The organism is Geobacillus sp. B4113_201601 (assembly GCF_001587475.1).
In the GTDB taxonomy this organism is placed as follows: Bacteria; Bacillota; Bacilli; order Bacillales; family Anoxybacillaceae; genus Geobacillus; species Geobacillus icigianus.
Genome location: NZ_LQYX01000041.1, coordinates 34,817 through 52,964, shown reverse-complemented (window position 1 = coordinate 52,964; position 18,148 = coordinate 34,817). Strand labels below are relative to the sequence as shown.

Here is an 18,148-nt window from a genome sequence, read left to right as displayed (position 1 = left end):
GTCAAGCGCTGTGCGCCTGCGATCTCGGTTTGCGCCACAGCGGGCGATTTGGGGCTGACCTCGAGGCCGGCGAAAAGGACGATGTCATAAAGCGGCCGCCTCTTGTGTGTCGAGAAAAGCAGCATTGGTAAAGGTCGTGAACTGCTCCCACTTAGCTTTGCTTGAAGTGGGAGACTTCTTTTCGGAATGATGTCAAATGGCAAAAGCGAGATGAGCCTTGCCGGTCAGCGAGCGGATGCCGATGACGGAGAAGTGTCAGAGCGCGGCAAAATCAAAATTTCCACGCGCCGGTTTTTCATCCGCCCGGCGGCCGTCGCGTTGGAAGCGATCGGTTTGTATTCGCCGTACCCTTTCGCGCTGAAGCGGCGCGGGTCCAACTGTTTGTTTTCGAGCAGCACTTTCATGAAGTTCACGGCGCGCATCACGCTCAGCTCCCAGTTGGAAGCGAATTGGGCGTTGTGGATCGGCACGTTGTCCGTGTGACCGCTGATAATGATATCGCGCGGCGGGTTCATGACGAGCAGCTTGGAGATTTCTGCCGCCAAACGCCGATCTTTAATGCGCACATCGGCGCTGCCGGAGTCAAACAAAATGTCGTCTAAGATCGTGATGGCGAGTCCTTCATCGTCCAGTGATGTCTGCAGCTTTCCCCCGAGTTCGTTTTGGCGGATGTAGGCATCGATTTTCGCTTTGATTTCCGCCAGTTCTTCTTTTTCCTGTCCGCTGACCGAACGCGAAGGGGAGGATGGTCGCTCTTGCCCTTTTTCATTTTGGTCGGGCGGTGCGATCGGCTGCACAGGGCTCTGAAAGTCGAGCACCCCGGTTCCGCCGGCGAAGGCGGTGTTGAACGAGCGAGCGATTTCCTGAAATTTTTTCTGATCGATTTGGCTGCTGGCGAACAAAACGATGAACAAGGCAAGCAGCAACGTCAACAAATCTGCGTACGGAATAAGCCATGATTCATTGATATGTTCCTCATGGCCGCCCTTTTTTTTCTTGTTAGCCATTGACGGCTTCCCCTTCGTTTTGCGGTTCGATCAAGTGCTCCCGTTCGCTCTCCGACAAATACGAAGCGAGCTTTTGTTCGATCGTCCGCGGGGCTTGTCCTTCCAAAATGGACAACACGCCCTCAATCATGATGTAGCGCACCTTCGCCTCTTCTTTCGATTTTCGCCGCAGCTTATTGGCAAACGGATGCCAAAGAACATAACCGGTAAAAATCCCGAGCATTGTCGCCACGAACGCCGCGCTGATGGCATGGCCCAGCTCGGCGATATTTTCTAAGTTGCCGAGCGCAGCGATCAAACCGATAACGGCGCCAAGCACTCCGAGCGTCGGCGCATACGTGCCCGCTTGGGTGAAAATAGCGGCGTTCGCTTCGTGGCGCTCTTCCATCGCCGCAACTTCTTCTGTCATGACGTCGCGGATGAATTCTTGCGTTTGGCCGTCAATCGCCATGCTGAGCCCGTTGCGCAAAAACGGGTCATCAACATCATCCAATTTGGCCTCAAGCGCCAGCAGCCCTTCGCGGCGGGCGATGTTGGCCCACTCGACAAAAAGCGGGATCAATTGCTCCACCGTCGGCGTGGACGATTCAGTAAAAATAATTTTCAATAGCTTCGGCACTTTTTTAATTTCGCGCGTTGGGAAGGCGATGGTAACGGCAGCGGCCGTTCCGACAAGAATGATGAGAATGGCGGCCGGATTGATTAACACAGCCGGCGACACACCCTTAAAATACATTCCTAATCCAATGCCGATGATCCCAAGAATGAGACCGATGATCGATGTTTTGTCCAACTGGATCCCCCCGTTTTTTCTCCAACGATCTATGCTATGGGCGTTTGATGAAGAAACCATATTTATCATATACTGAATAGAGAAGGTTGAAAAGGGAAAATGGTGTGACTTTGGGCATAAAAAAAGCCGCCCAGTCGATAGGCCATCGGCAAGGGGCAGCCATGACATGGTCAGATTTTTTTCAACTTAAACGTTCCAACCATTAAAAACGATAACATGAGCGCCAAAAACATGAACGACTGCGGCGGAACGTACGGGATGGCCAAATAGCCGAGCGTCATCAGCACACCGGCGGCTGTGATCGGCAGTCCGGAGAAATAGCCGTTGTTTTCCGTGATGTTAAAGCGGGCGAGCCGGAAGGCCCCGCAGGCGACATACAAAATCGTGAACACCGCCCCAGGCGCGCCGAATTCATGGAACAATCCTTGATACATCAATAAGGCCGGCGCAACGCCGAACGAAATGATGTCGCTCATCGAGTCGAGCTGCTTGCCGAGCTCGGATTCGATGTTCAGCCGGCGGGCGACCGCGCCGTCAAAACGGTCGACAAAGGCGGCCAAAAAAATGAGAAGCACGCTCATATGCAGCTGACCTTTGAGCGTAGCGAGCACGGAAAAGCCGCCAAGCGATAAGTTCGTCAACGTCAAAATATTGGCCACGTTGGCTTTCAACTTTTTTAGCGTATAATCCAAATAATCCGATAAGAACAATTCTCCTCACTCCTTTTCCAGCCAAAAGCGCCAAAAGAAAATTCTACTACCATTATACTCGTTTTGACGGTAATATGGAAGGTAGTAACGACCTAGCAACGTTGCGTAACTGGAGGGAATCTGTTTGCGAAAATGGCTGTATCGTTTGTTCATTGAATTGACCAATCATTGGCTTTCTTCCAAGCTGCTTGCTTCGTTTGCCAAATCGCGCCTGAGTGCGCTGTTGATTCCATCCTATGCAAAAGTTTATCATATTAACCAAGAAGAGATGGAAAAAAGTTTAAAAAATTATAAGACGCTGCAGCAGCTGTTCATCCGCCGGCTGAAGGCGGGAACGAGGCCCATCGACGCCGATGAGCGGGCCGTGGTCAGCCCCGTGGACGCCGTGATTGAAGCGATGGGAATCATCGAAGAACCGTGGGAAATGACCGTGAAAGGAAAGCGGTATTCCATCGCGGAAATGCTCGGCGGCGAAGAAGCGGCGCAGCCGTACGTGAACGGGTTCTTTTTTATTCTGTATTTGAGCCCGAGCCATTATCACCGCATTCACAGCCCAATATCTGGCGTGATCGAAAAACAGTGGACGCTTGGCCGCAAGTCGTATCCGGTCAATCGGCTTGGCTTAAAATATGGAAGGCGGCCGCTCGAAAAAAATTACCGTCTTATTACGGAAGTCAAGGCTGATGGCAAGCGCTTGGCGATCGTGAAAATCGGCGCCATGTTTGTCAACAGCATCGAATTGACACATGAGGGCGACCAATTGATCAAAGGCGAAGAAATGGCGTACTTTTCGTTTGGGTCAACGGTCGTTTTGCTGTTTGAGCGCGGCAGCTTTACTCCTGATCCGAACGTTGCGGCGCCGATGCCGATCAAAGTCGGTGAACGGCTCGGCTACTGGTGCCAACAGTCGGATGGAAAGGGAAACGAAGGCGGTCGCGGCCGCCGGAACCTGTCTACCCTTTAGAAACGTTCCAAGGACAGGTGATACACTAACTGGAATTGTGAAAAAGTATGGAAGTCTATCCTTATAAAAATGTTCCAAGGACAGCCCGGTTCCCGGATCTAGGGATGAAAATGACCGCTTGACGACGGGATTGCCACGGTAAGTTCCGTGGGCAGCGGTCTTCCCTTCCCCCGGGGATAAGCGTCTAGCGTGAGTTTGGCATTGTTCACGGCAAGTTCCGTGGGCAGCGTGATCGGCCCTCCACCCGGGGATGAACATCCGCGCCAAGTCGGCATGTTTACGGAAGAGGAGGAAAAACAGAGGCTTTCTCGAAAGCACGGGCGGGCGTGTAAAAAGAAGCATCAATAGTCGCAAGGCTTCTCTACATGCGAAATAAGGCCGGAAAGCAGCACGCGTTCGATCGGCGCCCCTCTAGGGAGCTGGTGATTTAAGGTGCAAGCTATTGATCAAGCCTGTTTCTCAAATAGAAAATCCTGTTTCATCAGTATTGTTCAGGAGAAACAACCAATTGGCTCGATTGGGGAGAAGTCACAAGGAATGAAATGATGACGTTGCAACGTTTTTTGGTTTGGGAACACTGTCGGAGAGCAGTATTTCTCCTTAAATCACCGGCCTTCTAGGGAAAAAACAAAAAAAGCCCGAAGGCCTTCGGTTAGGATGACAACTTGATTTTATGAGTCAACGACCGGCGCTGAATTTCCTTTTCGATGAGCTCGATGAATTCGGGGCTTAAATTGAGTTCTTTCGCCTTGAAGTACGACTCGATGAGCAATTCATCGGACAGATGCTTCATCGGGAAGCCTCCTTTTTTTGATGGAATATAACGAGCCATCCATACATATACTGGTAGGTTACTTTCACTGTACCACGATTTGCAAAAGAGAACAACCGTTCTGTTATCCACAGACATCCGTGGATAACGTGTGGAAAAGGTGTTTATAACCTAGCTAGGACCTTGTCACTAGCATGTGTATAATGTGGGCAATAGTTATCCACAATCGGCAGGGGCGCAAAATTTGTCGAAAATTTTTTCGCTTGGCCAGTTCAACCGATGACTGGCAAACTTTGTTTTGAAACGAAAGGGAAAATCCGCTATGATGGGAAAAGCAGAGCGAAAGGCAGGTGGACGATATGCTTCATTACTTTTTGCCTAGCCAGTTTGTCAAGCGGGTGATCGACATTGCTCCTGATGAGCTGAAGGAAAAAGGGGTGAAAGGGATCATCACCGACTTGGACAATACGCTCGTTGAATGGGATCGGCCGAGCGCCACCCCGGAGCTAGCCGCTTGGTTTGATGCCATGAAGCAAGCGGGCATTAAGGTCGTCATCGTATCCAATAATAATAAACGACGTGTCCAGTCGTTTGCCGAGCCGCTCGGCATTCCGTTCATTTTCGAAGCGCGCAAACCGTTGACGCGCGCGTTTTTGCGGGCGCTGCACATGATGGGGCTGAACAAGGAGGAGGTCGTCGTCATCGGCGATCAGCTGTTGACCGATGTGCTCGGTGGCAATCGCCTTGGCTTGAACACGATTTTAGTCGTCCCAGTTTCGGAAACGGACGGTTGGTGGACGCGGTTCAATCGAAAAATGGAACGGAGAATTTTAAACGCCATGCGGAAAAAAGGGATGATTTACTGGGAGGAATGATCGTGGAGCCACAACTGCGTTGCATCGGCTGCGGGGCCGCCATTCAGGTGGAAGATCCAAAAAAAGCGGGCTACGCCCCGAAAAGCGTGCTTGAAAAAGAGGCGGAAGGAATCGTTTGCCAACGTTGCTTTCGTCTGAAACATTATAATGAGGTGCAAGACGTGCCGCTTGATGACAGCGACTTTGTCAACATGCTGCACCGCATCGGGGAATCGAAGGCACTTGTCGTGTACATCGTCGACATTTTTGATTTCAACGGCAGCTGGATTCCGGGATTGCCGCGGTTTGCCGCTGACAATCCGATTTTGCTTGTCGGCAATAAGGCCGATTTATTGCCGCGTTCGGTTAACTATTTGAAACTGGTGCAATGGATGCGGCGGATGGCGGAAGAGCTCGGGCTGCGCCCGGTCGATGTCTGTCTCGTCAGCGCGGCGAAAGGGATTGGCATGGGGAAGGTAATGGAGGCGATGGAGCGCTTTCGCAAGGGCGGCGATGTCTATGTGGTCGGCTGCACGAATGTCGGCAAATCGACGTTCATCAACCGGGTGATCGAAGAAGCGACGGGCAAAGGAAATGTCATTACAACATCGTATTTCCCGGGAACGACGCTGGATATGATTGAGATTCCGCTTGAAGGCGGCTCATCGTTGTATGATACGCCCGGGATCATCAACCATCATCAGATGGCACATTTCGTGGATGCGCGCGATTTGAAAATCATCACACCAAAGCGGGAAATCCATCCGCGCGTGTACCAGCTCAATGAAGGGCAGACGCTCTTTTTCGGCGGTTTGGCCCGCCTCGATTACGTCAAAGGTGGGCGCCGCTCGTTCGTCTGCTATATGGCCAACGAGCTGACGATCCACCGGACGAAGCGGGAAAAGGCGGATTCCTTGTACGCCAGCCAGCTCGGCCAGTTGCTATCGCCGCCAAACAAGCGATACGCCGCTGACTTTCCGCCGCTTGTGCCCCGGACGCTGTCGGTGAAAGAGCGGAAGACGGACATTGTCTTTTCCGGGCTCGGCTGGGTGACGTGCAACGACCCCGGCGCTCAGCTCGTCGTTTATGCGCCGAAAGGAGTCGACGTGTTGATTCGCCAGTCGCTGATTTGAGAGAAGCGGGAGGGGAAGAACGATGGAAAACGTATACGGGCTGTTCGGTTTTCCGGTCGAGCATTCGCTGTCGCCGCTCATGCACAACGATGCGTTTGCCTGTTTGGGCATTCCGGCGCGCTATCATTTGTTTCCCGTCAAACCGGGGCAAGTCGGCGCGGCCCTCGCCGGCGTGCGGGCGCTTGGCATCGCCGGGGTGAACGTGACGATTCCGCATAAAATGGCGGTCATGCCGTTTTTGGATGAAATCGATGACCACGCGCGCCGCATCGGGGCGGTCAACACGATCGTCAACCGGGATGGCCGGCTCGTCGGCTACAATACGGACGGGCCTGGTTATGTCCGCGCCTTGGAAGAGGAACTCGACGTTTCGTTTGCCGGAAAGCGGATTTTAGTGATCGGCGCGGGCGGCGGAGCGCGCGGCATTTATTTTTCGCTGCTTTCGACCGCGGCCGCGCGCATTGATATGGCCAACCGGACGATCGAGAAAGCGGCGCAGCTTGTGGGGGAGGGGAAGGACGACCGCTCCGCTTTTTTCTCGCTCGCCGAGGCTGAAAAACGGCTGGCTGAATATGATATCGTGATCAATACAACGGCGGCCGGCATGCATCCGCAAGAGGAAGAACAGCCGCTTTCGCTCGAGCGGCTGCGGCCGGGAACGATCGTTTCCGACATCATTTACAACCCGTTGGAAACGAAGTGGTTAAAAGAAGCGAAAGCGCGCGGCGCCCGCACGCAAAACGGCGTTGGCATGCTCGTCTATCAAGGGGCGCTGGCGTTTGAAAAATGGACCGGCCAATGGCCGGATGTCAAGCGTATGAAACAGCTTGTCATCGAAGCGTTGAGGAGGTAACATATGTTAACTGGGAAACAAAAACGGTTTTTGCGCGCCCAAGCCCATCATTTGAAACCGATTTTTCAAGTCGGCAAAGGCGGGGTGACGGAAGCGATGACCGAACAAATCGCTGCCGCGCTCGAAGCGCGTGAACTGCTGAAAGTCAGCGTCTTGCAAAACTGTGAGGACGACCGCGACACCGTCGCCGAACAGCTAGCGGCGGGAACGGGGGCAGAAATCGTGCAAGTGATCGGCAACACGATCGTCTTGTATAAAGAGTCAAACGAACATAAGCGCATCGTCTTGCCTAAGTAACCGCCGGCATGGTTGAGGCGGGCGCATCAAGCGGTTGCCACGATGGGTTTGCTTGTTTGATGGCAGAGGGCGGGATCGAGGCGAGCGCTTCGTTTCTCGCTAAGCGTTCCGGGCGAGGCCGATCTGATTGGTCGTCCGCCTTTAGCAAGCAACATCCTAGGACAGAGCGGCGGGAGGAAGGAAGATGAGGAAAATTGGGATTTTGGGCGGCACGTTCGATCCCCCCCATTGCGGGCATTTACTGATGGCCGATGAAGTGCTGGATGCTTTAGAGCTGTCACAAATTTGGTTTTTGCCCAACCGCATTCCTCCCCATAAGCAGCATGAGCAAGTGACAAGAAGCGAAGACCGGCTGCGCATGCTCGAGCTGGCGATCGCCGGACATCCGCGCTTTCGCATTGAGACGATCGAGCTTGAACGCAAAGGGCCGTCGTATACGTACGATACGCTCCGCCAGCTCACCGCGGCGCACCCAGACGATGAATTTTATTTTATCATCGGCGCCGATATGGTCGAATATTTGCCGAATTGGCACCGCATCGATGAGCTCGTCCAATTGGTGACGTTCGTCGGCGTCAAGCGGCCGGGATTTTCGCTGGAAACGCCGTATCCGGTCATCGAAGTGGAAGCGCCGCAGTTTGCCGTCTCGTCCTCGCTCATCCGCGAGCGGGTGCGGCGCGGGCAGACGATTCGCTACCTCGTGCCGGAAGCAGTAAGACTTTATATTGAGGAGAAGGGGTTATATGGAACGGGAACAAGCGTTGCAAATCGTGAAACAGCAGCTGACCGAGACGCGCTACGAGCACACGCTTGGCGTTGTCGCGACCGCCGTTAAGCTCGCTAAACAATACGGCGCTGACGCGAAAAAGGCGGAACTGGCTGCGATTTTCCACGACTATGCGAAATTCCGCCCCGTCGAGGAAATGAAACAAATCATTTTGGCGCAAAATATGCCCAACGATTTGCTTGCGTATAACAGTGAATTATGGCATGCGCCCGTTGGCGCGTATTTGGTGCAGGCAGAAGTCGGCCTTGACGACCCGGAAGTGCTCGATGCCATCCGTTACCACACGTCTGGCCGCGCCGGCATGACGTTGCTGGAAAAAATTATTTATTTGGCCGACTACATTGAACCAGGGCGGCGCTTCCCGGGCGTCGATGACGTGCGGCGCTTGGCGGAAGAAGATCTTAACCGGGCGCTTTGGCAGGCGGTGAAAAACACGATCGCCTTTTTGCTTGAGAAGCGCCAGCTCATCTATCCGGACACGATTCACGCATACAATTCGCTCTTGCGCGAGGTGAAGGGGGAATGAAGCCGGTGAATGAACAAGAAGCATTGCAGCTTGTCGTCCGCGCCGCGGATGACAAAAAAGCGGAAAACATTGTTGTCTTAAATATGAAAGGCATTTCGCTTGTGGCTGATTATTTTGTCATCTGCCATGGCAATTCGGACAAACAAGTGCAGGCGATCGCCCACGAAATTCAAGACCAAGCCGAGGAACACGGTCTGGCGGTCAAACGGATCGAAGGATTTCACGAGGCAAAATGGGTGCTTGTTGATTTGGGGGATATCGTCGCTCACGTGTTTGCGAAAGAGGAGCGTGACTATTACGGCCTTGAGCGGCTTTGGGGGGACGCCCCGACGGAAGACGTCGCGGCCGTGTTGCAGCCATGACGTACGGACGGTTTGCCGATTGGTATGATGTGCTGATGGCTGACGCGCCGTACGGCGAGTGGCAGTCGTTTGTCGAGCGCTCCTTCGACCGCTACGCCCGACGGCCGGGGCGGCGGGTCATCGATATCGGCTGCGGGACAGGAGAGCTGGCCATCCGTCTTGCGAAGGACGGGTGGCAAGTCGCGGGTGTTGATTTGTCCGCGCAGATGCTCTCCATCGCCCAAGAGAAAGCGGAGGCAGCTGGCGTTCATGTGCCGCTGTTTGAACAAAACATGGCCGAACTCGACGGGTTTTCAGACCTTGACGGCGCGCTGGTGTTTTGCGACGCCCTCAATTACCTCATGAATGAGGAGGACGTCCAAACCACCTTCGCCGCCGTTTCCCGCGCCCTTGGCGCCGGCGGCTTGCTTTTGTTTGACGTCCATTCCGTTTATAAAATGGACGTTTTGTTTCGTGACGCCGTGTTTGCTGACCAAGGAGAGGACATCAGCTACATATGGACGTGCCATCCGCTCGATTGGCCGCACAGCGTCGGGCATGAACTGACGTTTTTCGTCCGCCGCGGCGATCGGTACGAACGTTTCGACGAATGGCATGAGCAGCGCACGTTCGAGCAAGCCGTTTACGAACAGTGGCTCGATGCCGCCGGCTTCGAGGTGCTTGAAGTGACCGCCGATTTCACCGATGCCCCGCCGACCGAGACGGCCGAGCGGCTGTTTTTCGTCGCGCGGAAGCGGTGAGGCACATGGTCTGCATGTAGAGAGAACGTGCCGCTCGTTCCCCTGTTATCAGCAAAAAACGGAATCACAAGTTCCCATTCTCCATTGATACCACGCATTGGCGAGATGTTCGCCATCCCTATGGATGGCTAAGATCTCGTCATTTTTTGCTGTTCACCCCCGCACTCGATAGATTGGACGCTGCTGAAACGTCAAAACAACATGTTTTTTCAGACCACCGTCCTCGTTGATATAGCATTTATTCAATTAATATATTTTTGGTATTTAATAAAAAAAATAGAAAATTACCCTTTCTTTCGTTTGGTTGTTGTGATATACTAGTTTCGAATCGGCCGGCCGTCAATTTTACTATTTTGAAAAAATCAGAGAATGACGGCTATGTCCCTAGCGGGGCGGTGATTTCGTACGAAATCGTGCCGTTCCATCTGTTTCTCAGTTAGAGAGCGAAATCAGTCTTCTTTTTTGGAAAAATGCGGTTCATTTGCTCTAGCCGTTTACCGGCCTCTTAGGAATAGGGTTCCCTTTATTGGCTGGTGCTAATATATTGCGGCGACTCAACTAGGTACTTTCGTGTTATGAGAGAAGGTGTCCCATTGATTTTTTCTTCGATCAAAAATCAGATCAAAGCCCATCCTATTACCACTTTTTTTATTGTATTAGGGTTGTCGTTGTCGGTGTTGATGATTTCGGTGGGGATTTCTAGCATGAATTATTCAAAGCTCCTTGAGCAAGAACAAGAACATTATCAGCCGCGGCACGCCGTCAGCGTAGGCATCACCTTTGCCGAAGAGCCGAATTGGCAGCGGGTGTTAGGATTATTTAAAAATATCCATGCCCAAACGGGGGTGATTTTGGAAGAGGTGACATTGTCACATGGCGATGCGATGATGGCGGTTACGCCAGAATATTGGACAAAAAAAGTGGTCGAGCGCTTTCCGCTAGTGGAAGGGCGATATTTTACCATCAACGAAATACAAGAAGGAAAAAAAGTGGCGCTTGTTGGAAAAGATAGAATGAAAGATGTTCGCGTTGAAGGCAGTGATCGATATTTGACAATGGGACATGACCGGTACAAGGTCATCGGAATCATTGGGGTCAAAGGAAAACGAACGAGGGTGATCGATTACCAAGTGGTTATTCCAATGACCTCTCTTCCTGTTGCTGCAATCAATAAACTGACCAGTGCGAAGCAGCTACATTTCACTATTCATAATCCAGTGAAGGATCCGTATGAGGATGAAAAAATGATTCGGCAGAATATGGAACGGTTGTTTCCTGCCGCACAAATGGATGTTTCTCCTTATACGAGTAACATCATGCTTCATGTTGATTTCGGCGAACAGCTCGCGTTGATGATCATGATCTATTTGTTAGCTATTGTCAATGCCGTTAACCTTACTTCATATTGGATTCAAGAAAGAACGTATGAAATTGGGATCAAAAAGGCATTTGGCTATAGCAATTATGATATTGTCTTCATGCTCTTTTGTGAGATGTGTCTCATTTCCGCTGTCTCTGTTTTGATCGGCTTTGCGTTGCAGCTGCTATGTAACCGCATGATTGAACAATGGATCGACTATCCGATTCATCTCTCCATCACTCATCTGTCGACAGCAGTTGTGTTTGTGGTGCTTTCAGCTGCACTCACAATCATTATTCCAGCAATGAAAGCGATTCGAGTACAACCTGTTGATGTGATGAATCGAAGATAAGGCGGTAGAACCATGAGATATGCGACGATAACGTTTTCATCCATCCGAAAGCGAAAACGATCGATGTTGTTGATGGCCCTTCAGCTTGTCGTCTCATTTTGGATGATAAACCATGCGCTCATTACGTTAGACACGCTCCACTATCAAGAAAAACAGCTTTTTTCTGTTTCTAACATGGATGAATATAAAACAGTGAAGTTGACGATGCCCGACGGAGACGATTCACAGTGGTTTGCCGAGCGGTTTCAGCAATTGGAAACATACATAAAAAGGTTGCCAGAGGTTGAAGGATACGGATCGTTCAACACGACAAGCATCGCGCCTGAAGATTTTGCTAGGAAGCAGGCATACGAGCAGCGCAATCGACAATTGTATGCCGGGACAAGAAGAGAAGAGGAGACGGAAAGTTCAAGCATCATTTATTTCGACTATGATATATACCGACTGTTCACCAAATTTCGTGTTAGCAAGGGAAGGACGTTAGAAAAAGCAGATTTTCAAAAAGAAAACAACGATGTGATTCCCGTTTTGGTCGGATACGATTACCGCGATGTTTTTCGCATTGGCGATCGTTTTAAAGCGGAAGCCGGCGCCGGGGAAAGCACCATGAAAGTGACGTATGAAGTGGTCGGGATTTTGGAAAAGGGAAGCCGGTGGCTGTCAGGGAATGATTATTTGATCAACCGTGCGGACAACTTGGATCATTTTTTTGTTGCTCCGTTTTTTCCCGAGCAAAGAGAGGGACGGCCGATCAGCGTGGCAGTACGGTTGCACAATACATTCCTTCAGCTTCGTTCGGAAAAGCAATTGCAAGCTGTAAGCGCAGCCCTCAGAAAGAAAGGAAATGAATTAGGAATTTCTCCTGTGTTGCGAACAGTCAGGCAAGATGTCGATGCTTATCAAGCAAATACCGGCAAAAGCTATGACTATGCTTTAGCCATAGGGGTATTTTTCCTTGTGGTGACCTTGATCGGTGTGATTTCTGTCACCATTTCAGCGATTCGGGCGCGCAAATATGAATTGGGTGTCATGATGGTAACAGGGGCTAGCAAGCGAGATATTTCGGTTATGGTGATCGTGGAACTGTTTTTCTTAGTAGGGATTTCGGCGGTCATCGGTGTGATTGTCAACTATTGGACTGAAGTCAACCATGATTTTTTCGGTGACAACATTCGGTTAGAGGCCTTTACATGGTCGTTGTATGGGAAAGTGGCGATTATCGCCATCGCCATTATTCTGCTCTCCGCCCTGATTCCATTATGGAACATTAAAAACCTAGAATTAAGAGAGTTAGTGGAAGGGAGGGAGTAACAATGGCTCTGATTGAACTGGAAAACATTTATAAAACCTATGGGGAAGACGAGTATACTACCGTCGCGTTAAAAGGCGTCGATTTAACGGTGGACAATGGCGAATTCATTTCGATCATGGGGCCTTCCGGATCAGGCAAATCCACGCTGTTAAATATTATTGGTTGTATGGACGTGCCGACGCAAGGAGTATACCGTCTTGATGGAGTGAACGTAACTACACTGCGCGATAAAGAGCTGAGCCGGATTCGAAACCAAAAAATCAGTTTTGTTTTTCAACACTTTGCGCTCATGCATCATTTCACCGTGTTTGAAAACGTCGCTCTCCCCCTATGGAAGCGGGAGCTAAGCAAAAAGGAGATAAAAGAAAAAGTCGATCATTATTTAGAGAAACTAGGCATTGCCCATTTAAAAAAGAAAAATGTTTCGAAGCTGTCAGGAGGGCAAAAGCAGCGCGTGGCTATTGCGCGAGCAATGGTGGCAGAAACCGATATCGTGCTTGCCGATGAACCAACTGGTGCTTTGGATCAAGAAAATGGCGCAAGATTGATGGAACTTTTTTGCCAAATGAACGAAGAAGGGAAATGCATTATTGTCATTACCCACGATGAAAAAGTGGCTTCGTATACGAAGCGAATCGTTCGAATTGTCGATGGACAAATTCACTCAGACACGAAAGGGGAAAGACAATGAGCAAAAGAGGAATTTGGTCTGTCATCGCGGTGGTTGTCATAGCGATGATCCTTGGTGGAGGATATTATGTTTTTTTCTACAAGCAAAATTTTGAATCATCCGCTGAAGGGACTTTTCTTCCAGAAGAGTACGAAGAACAATATTCGGTCTTTAAAACTACCATCGATGTGAATAAAACGAAATTTGATCAACTGCTGATCGAACAACGCATCGATTTGCGGGGAGGAAGTCTGAAGTACGAATTATACAACCCTAACGGCCAATTGATTGAGAAAGGAGAAGTAAAGGCGGGTGCTCCTTTTGAAAAAACACTGAAGGTGAAACCGATCAAAGGAGAATGGATGGCCAAGTACTACATTAATAAGGAAACCGATGGACATTACGTTTTGAAAATGAAAAGCAGCTAAACTTTCGTGATGGCTAGCGTCCACCGATCGTGCTTATGAAGGGAATGGAGACGGTGCGGTTAACTGTTTGATGTTTGCCCCTGTCAAGCTGATTGGCGGGCGCTTTTTTTATGCATATGGATAAAAAAGAAGAAATACATGGCCGCGTAGCCAATGTCATTGGAACGCCCAGCAATAAAAAATATTGGTTCATCACCACAATGTGTGTACTTGACAGACGGTGCACTTCTCTGAACAGGTGTAGGCAAAAAATGATTGGTTTCCCGTTCTTTCGTGGATGCATAAGTAAGATGTGGGATGAAAAAATCAAGTACAACTTTTGGTGAAGAGCCAAAATATTAGAAGTTTAGAAGGAAAATGACGATATTGGTCGAACTATACAAGCGGATACTTAGAAAATCGACGGAATTAATTGGGGGCTTTTTTATCAATTTTTTCATTAAAAAAATTGTGGAAAATACGGATGTTTTTTCTTATCCATTTTGATACAGTAAGGGTGAGTCGGCCGGCTTACTATGAAAATAAAGGTGATCGTTAAGAATGAGGTGTACTATTATGAAGGTTTTCAATTCTATGAACGTCATGTGGATCCTTTTTCGGAGAAGTCCGCTTTTTTGGATTTTGCTAGTTTGTTTTCTTGTGTATGTGTACTGCGGTTTTCATTTTTATTCTACGGGATATAACTTTTCTCCTGGGGAAGCATTAGTAAGGATGAGTTTTGCAGTACAAGGGGGAATGCTTGCTTTTTTATTTTTTGGGGTTTTATTGATTAGACTGGAAGAAAATAATCATTTGCACGATATATTTTCATCGATCCCAAATGCAATTTTTTCTAAGTTTATGGGGAAATTGCTCTTTTTTTTAATCCTTGTGTTATTGGTTTGTTTATTTGTATTTTCCATCTATGTCTTTTTGTTTTTGCCAAAGGGTATATCTTTTCTTTCTTTCTATTATGATGCGTTTCTTTATATTGTCCTATACTGGGGGATTTCCTTCTTTTTATCCGTGCTAATAGGAGCTTTGTTGGCATCTTGGTTTAAGGGAAAAATCATTTACCCTCTTATTCTTTTTGTTTGGGTGTTAATGGGGCCAGCAAATTCTTATTTTTTTGGTACAGCCGTATCCAAAACGATGTTCTCTGCTTTTCTTGTGTGGATCAATCTTGGGGAACCAAACCCTTATGCGTTATTTAACGATTTATATGGATTTGAACTTTCTCTTTACCATTGGATGAAACGATTATTTATGTTGCTATGTATCAGTTTTCTTTTTCTTTTCACCCATTTTTTAAGAAAACGAGGCAATATAGAAAAACGGTTTTCTATGTATGTTGCGGTATGTATAGGGAGTATAGGAGTTTTGATTTATTACTTTACCTTAGACAGACAAATTTATATTAGCAATTCTCTACTGGCAGGGACAAGGGAGCGTGTCGATGAAACGTACTATCGAGCTTTGTCTCATGAGAATTCTTTACAGCATCAAGTGATTGCGATTTCAAAGTATAATGTCCATATGAAGGTAAAACGGCTAGTAGAGATCGATGCCGCTATTACAATAGTGAACAATCAAAAACATCCGTTAGACTATATATCCTTGTCTTTGTACCATGGATTTAAAGTGATAGACGTTTCGAACAGCCATAAAAAATTGTCATTCCAGCAAAAAAACGATCTTTTAAACATTGAGCTGCCAAGCGAATTGCCACCTAAGCAAAGTTGTCAGCTTTCCATTTCTTATCAAGGATTGAGTTCGCCGTTGTTCTTCGCTAATTCACGCGCAGTATATTTGCCGTATTATTTTCCATGGCTGCCATCGAGCAATGTAGAACCTGCTTTTCAATATACGAAAATGGGGCTGATTAGAAATAATCATCAGTGGAACAATGATGCCGAAATTACATTAACTTATGACGGTCCTACTCCTTTATATACGAATATAAAAAAGGTTGGAAGTAAGAAATGGCATGGAAGATCTTCATTTGGATTATCGGTAGTGGTTGGTAAGATAGCGGAGATGAATAGGAAGAACGATGGTACGCGATTTGTGCAACCGATGACTTGGGAGAAGAATATGTACCAATATCCTGAATTTAAAGAGCGCACTAGTCATGTTATGGAAACCATTTCACGCAACTTTCATATTTCATATGAAGGGTTTCCGAAATTGGTTGTTTTTGTCCCCATTCTTTCCATTAATGATTTCGCTGCTGAGGAGTACATATGGTTTGCCTCCGATCATTTTATTTATGGGACATCATTGCAGTATCAGGCAACGATTCTTCCGCAAGATGAGGCCAGTTATACGTATATGCTCGTTCCTGCTCTTACTTGGAAATACAAAGGGATTCCGATAAAAGATATGGAGTATCTCCATTTATTCGATTCCGTTTATGCTTACGTCTATAACCAACAATACGGTATTCCAGATGACGGCAGTTTTTTGCCTCGTATGGACGCGATAAAATCGGAAAACGATCAAATTAAAAGCAGTATCGTCCAGTGGATAAAGAGGGAAGAAGACGTGGAAATGAAAAATCGCTTTTGCCAAAAGTGGTTCCAGCTTATTGAAAGTGGAAGCCAAGATTGGAACGAATTAAAGGAGCTTATAGAGCAATATATCGTCATCAAGGAGGATTTATAAGTGTCTGTACTAGAAATTCGAAATGTGAAAAAACGGTATAAAAACAAGGTTGTATTAAATAATATTTCATTGAATATCAAGGGAACTTATGGTTTGCTCGGTCCTAACGGGGCTGGAAAAACAACCTTAATGAAGATCATAGCAACTTTGCTTCCTTTGGAAGAAGGGGCAATTTCTTTCGGCGATATTTCATGGGAAAACCCTCAAAAAGTGAAACCGTTAATTGGCTATTTGCCGCAGTATTTCTCCGCTTATAAAACGATGAAGGTTTATGAAGTGCTTGATCATTTTGCTGTTTTAAAAGGAATTATTAATAAAGAACGCCGAATATCGGAGCTTGATGCAGTGCTGGAAAATGTGAATCTTTATGAACAAAGAAACGAAAAAATGAAGGATTTGTCAGGTGGAATGATCAGAAGAGTTGGGATTGCCCAAGCTTTATTGGGCAATCCGAAAATTGTGATTGTAGATGAACCTACTGCTGGATTGGACATTCAAGAAAGGGTAAGGTTTCGCAATTTGCTTCGGAAAATCTCCGTCAACCGAACTATTATTATTTCTTCCCATATTGTCGAGGATTTAGAAACAACATGCGATTATGTTGCTATGATGAATAAGGGGACAATTCTGTTCGAAGGATCAAGACAGGAAGTGTTGAAAATAGTAGACGGACTCGTGTGGGAAAAAGACGTTAATTCACGCGACTTAGAGCAAATTCCCGAATCGAAAATTATTTCGGTGAAAGAAGCTGGGGATCGCTATATTGTTAGAATGTTATCGCAGGAAAGCATAAAAGAGGCGAGACGTGTTCATCCGACATTGGAAGATGCTTACCTTTATATGATGAAGGGGGATAACCATTGAAAAAGATAAATTTTGTTTTTGAAATAAAATCAATGGGATGGTCATTTTTTCTCCCTCTTATTGTCTTTCTGTTGTTAATGTATCAATTGGCTACATATCAAGGTTTTTCTTTATATATTTATAATACGATTGAATTTCTTGTTGCTCCTCTTGCGTGCTGGTGGATCATTCACTTATATGATGAATATTTTGAGGGAGGATTGCATGAACTTCTTCCCAGCTATCCATTATCGAGATGGTATCATGGGATATACCGTGTATTGCCGTTTATACTCATGTATGTATTGCTGTTGATAGGAAGTTTATGGATGGTGCATTCTGTAGTGGAAAATCAAGATTATGCCCCACTGCTTGTTTATATTGGAACACTAAGCTTGCTATTTGCGACAGTCGGTTTTTTGTTAGTTGCGATTTTTCGGAATGTCATGGTGTCGATCGTTATGATTGCTACTTATGTAGTAACGGAGTATTTAACGAATGGAGAAGTAATGCCATGGTATCATGCGATGGCTTTTGTCTCAAGCCCTTTTTCCTTTCGTGACGTAATGTCAAAAGCGATAGTCAATGGGGGGCTCGCTGGTTTCTTTTTATTATTGGGCCAGACCGTGCTGTCGATGGTTTTGACTAAACGATGAACGATATACATAAATGGGCGTATTAAGCAAAAAGATTCTTAAGCGTGAAAGTTGTTATAGCGGTGGCATGCTATATACATGCTTAT

General features: G+C 47.6%; 20 protein-coding genes. 16 read left to right on the top strand and 4 right to left on the bottom strand.

What is annotated here, in order from left to right; translation table 11 throughout:
* Positions 1 to 224 precede the first annotated feature (224 nt).
* The 3 genes from motB to pssA form a co-directional block, all read right to left on the bottom strand.
* A complete protein-coding gene (motB, locus tag B4113_RS06460) occupies positions 225 to 1,007 on the bottom strand; it encodes a flagellar motor protein MotB (RefSeq protein ID WP_033844202.1) in 783 nt (260 codons plus the stop codon).
* Entirely contained in the window at positions 1,000 to 1,800 is an 801-nt protein-coding gene (gene motA, locus B4113_RS06455) for a flagellar motor stator protein MotA (protein WP_033019279.1), read from the bottom strand. Before motA ends, motB begins: the two co-directional genes overlap by 8 nt.
* 170 nt (positions 1,801 to 1,970) lie before the next feature.
* Positions 1,971 to 2,510 (bottom strand): CDP-diacylglycerol--serine O-phosphatidyltransferase, encoded by a 540-nt coding sequence (pssA, locus tag B4113_RS06450; protein ID WP_033019277.1) that lies wholly within the window; start codon positions 2,508 to 2,510, stop codon positions 1,971 to 1,973.
* Positions 2,511 to 2,634: 124 nt separating this feature from the next.
* Between pssA and B4113_RS06445 the strand changes: the two genes are divergently transcribed.
* Positions 2,635 to 3,474 carry a phosphatidylserine decarboxylase gene (locus B4113_RS06445; RefSeq protein ID WP_051962724.1) on the top strand — a complete coding sequence of 280 codons (840 nt, stop codon included), beginning with the start codon at positions 2,635 to 2,637 and terminating at the stop codon, positions 3,472 to 3,474.
* Positions 3,475 to 4,126: 652 nt separating this feature from the next.
* Here B4113_RS06445 and B4113_RS06440 read toward each other — a convergent pair.
* A complete protein-coding gene (locus tag B4113_RS06440; protein ID WP_008879941.1) occupies positions 4,127 to 4,267 on the bottom strand; it encodes a sporulation histidine kinase inhibitor Sda in 141 nt (46 codons plus the stop codon).
* Between the two features lie 338 nt (positions 4,268 to 4,605).
* Here B4113_RS06440 and B4113_RS06435 point away from each other — a divergent pair, with 338 nt between their 5' ends.
* The 15 genes from B4113_RS06435 to B4113_RS06365 all read left to right on the top strand — a co-directional run bounded on the left by B4113_RS06435 (position 4,606) and on the right by B4113_RS06365 (position 18,062).
* Positions 4,606 to 5,121, top strand: a complete 516-nt coding sequence (locus B4113_RS06435) for a YqeG family HAD IIIA-type phosphatase (RefSeq protein ID WP_033844201.1) — start codon at positions 4,606 to 4,608, stop codon at positions 5,119 to 5,121.
* 2 nt (positions 5,122 to 5,123) lie between these two features.
* Entirely contained in the window at positions 5,124 to 6,233 is a 1,110-nt protein-coding gene (yqeH, locus tag B4113_RS06430) for a ribosome biogenesis GTPase YqeH (RefSeq protein WP_033844969.1), read from the top strand.
* A gap of 22 nt (positions 6,234 to 6,255) precedes the next feature.
* Entirely contained in the window at positions 6,256 to 7,086 is an 831-nt protein-coding gene (aroE, locus tag B4113_RS06425; RefSeq protein ID WP_033844200.1) for a shikimate dehydrogenase, read from the top strand.
* A 3-nt stretch (positions 7,087 to 7,089) separates the two neighbouring features.
* Positions 7,090 to 7,383, top strand: a complete 294-nt coding sequence (yhbY, locus tag B4113_RS06420) for a ribosome assembly RNA-binding protein YhbY (protein WP_033844199.1) — start codon at positions 7,090 to 7,092, stop codon at positions 7,381 to 7,383.
* 184 nt (positions 7,384 to 7,567) lie between these two features.
* Positions 7,568 to 8,218 carry a nicotinate-nucleotide adenylyltransferase gene (locus B4113_RS06415; protein WP_033844198.1) on the top strand — a complete coding sequence of 217 codons (651 nt, stop codon included), beginning with the start codon at positions 7,568 to 7,570 and terminating at the stop codon, positions 8,216 to 8,218.
* On the top strand, positions 8,127 to 8,696 hold the full coding sequence (gene yqeK, locus B4113_RS06410; protein WP_033844197.1) for a bis(5'-nucleosyl)-tetraphosphatase (symmetrical) YqeK: 570 nt from the start codon (positions 8,127 to 8,129) through the stop codon (positions 8,694 to 8,696). Before B4113_RS06415 ends, yqeK begins: the two co-directional genes overlap by 92 nt.
* Before the next feature lie 5 nt (positions 8,697 to 8,701).
* Positions 8,702 to 9,058, top strand: coding sequence for a ribosome silencing factor (gene rsfS / locus B4113_RS06405; RefSeq protein WP_033844967.1), 357 nt, complete (start codon positions 8,702 to 8,704; stop codon positions 9,056 to 9,058).
* Complete coding sequence (locus B4113_RS06400; RefSeq protein WP_033844196.1) at positions 9,055 to 9,798, top strand: class I SAM-dependent methyltransferase; 744 nt, start codon at positions 9,055 to 9,057, stop codon at positions 9,796 to 9,798. Before rsfS ends, B4113_RS06400 begins: the two co-directional genes overlap by 4 nt.
* Positions 9,799 to 10,391: 593 nt before the next feature.
* Positions 10,392 to 11,510: an ABC transporter permease gene (locus tag B4113_RS06395; RefSeq protein ID WP_033844195.1), complete on the top strand. Its 1,119-nt coding sequence runs from the start codon at positions 10,392 to 10,394 to the stop codon at positions 11,508 to 11,510.
* A gap of 174 nt (positions 11,511 to 11,684) precedes the next feature.
* The gene (locus B4113_RS06390) at positions 11,685 to 12,821 is read left to right on the top strand and encodes an ABC transporter permease (protein ID WP_235597966.1); all 1,137 of its coding nucleotides are present in this window, start codon (positions 11,685 to 11,687) and stop codon (positions 12,819 to 12,821) included.
* A 2-nt stretch (positions 12,822 to 12,823) separates the two neighbouring features.
* A complete protein-coding gene (locus B4113_RS06385) occupies positions 12,824 to 13,513 on the top strand; it encodes an ABC transporter ATP-binding protein (RefSeq protein ID WP_033844193.1) in 690 nt (229 codons plus the stop codon).
* On the top strand, positions 13,510 to 13,920 hold the full coding sequence (locus tag B4113_RS06380) for a hypothetical protein (protein WP_033844192.1): 411 nt from the start codon (positions 13,510 to 13,512) through the stop codon (positions 13,918 to 13,920). Before B4113_RS06385 ends, B4113_RS06380 begins: the two co-directional genes overlap by 4 nt.
* A 711-nt stretch (positions 13,921 to 14,631) precedes the next feature.
* The gene (locus B4113_RS06375) at positions 14,632 to 16,563 is read left to right on the top strand and encodes a hypothetical protein (RefSeq protein ID WP_153017135.1); all 1,932 of its coding nucleotides are present in this window, start codon (positions 14,632 to 14,634) and stop codon (positions 16,561 to 16,563) included.
* Complete coding sequence (locus B4113_RS06370) at positions 16,564 to 17,427, top strand: ABC transporter ATP-binding protein (RefSeq protein ID WP_033844190.1); 864 nt, start codon at positions 16,564 to 16,566, stop codon at positions 17,425 to 17,427. It begins immediately after the preceding gene.
* The gene (locus tag B4113_RS06365) at positions 17,424 to 18,062 is read left to right on the top strand and encodes a hypothetical protein (protein ID WP_033844189.1); all 639 of its coding nucleotides are present in this window, start codon (positions 17,424 to 17,426) and stop codon (positions 18,060 to 18,062) included. The genes B4113_RS06370 and B4113_RS06365 overlap by 4 nt, the downstream gene beginning before the upstream one ends.
* Positions 18,063 to 18,148 lie beyond the last annotated feature (86 nt).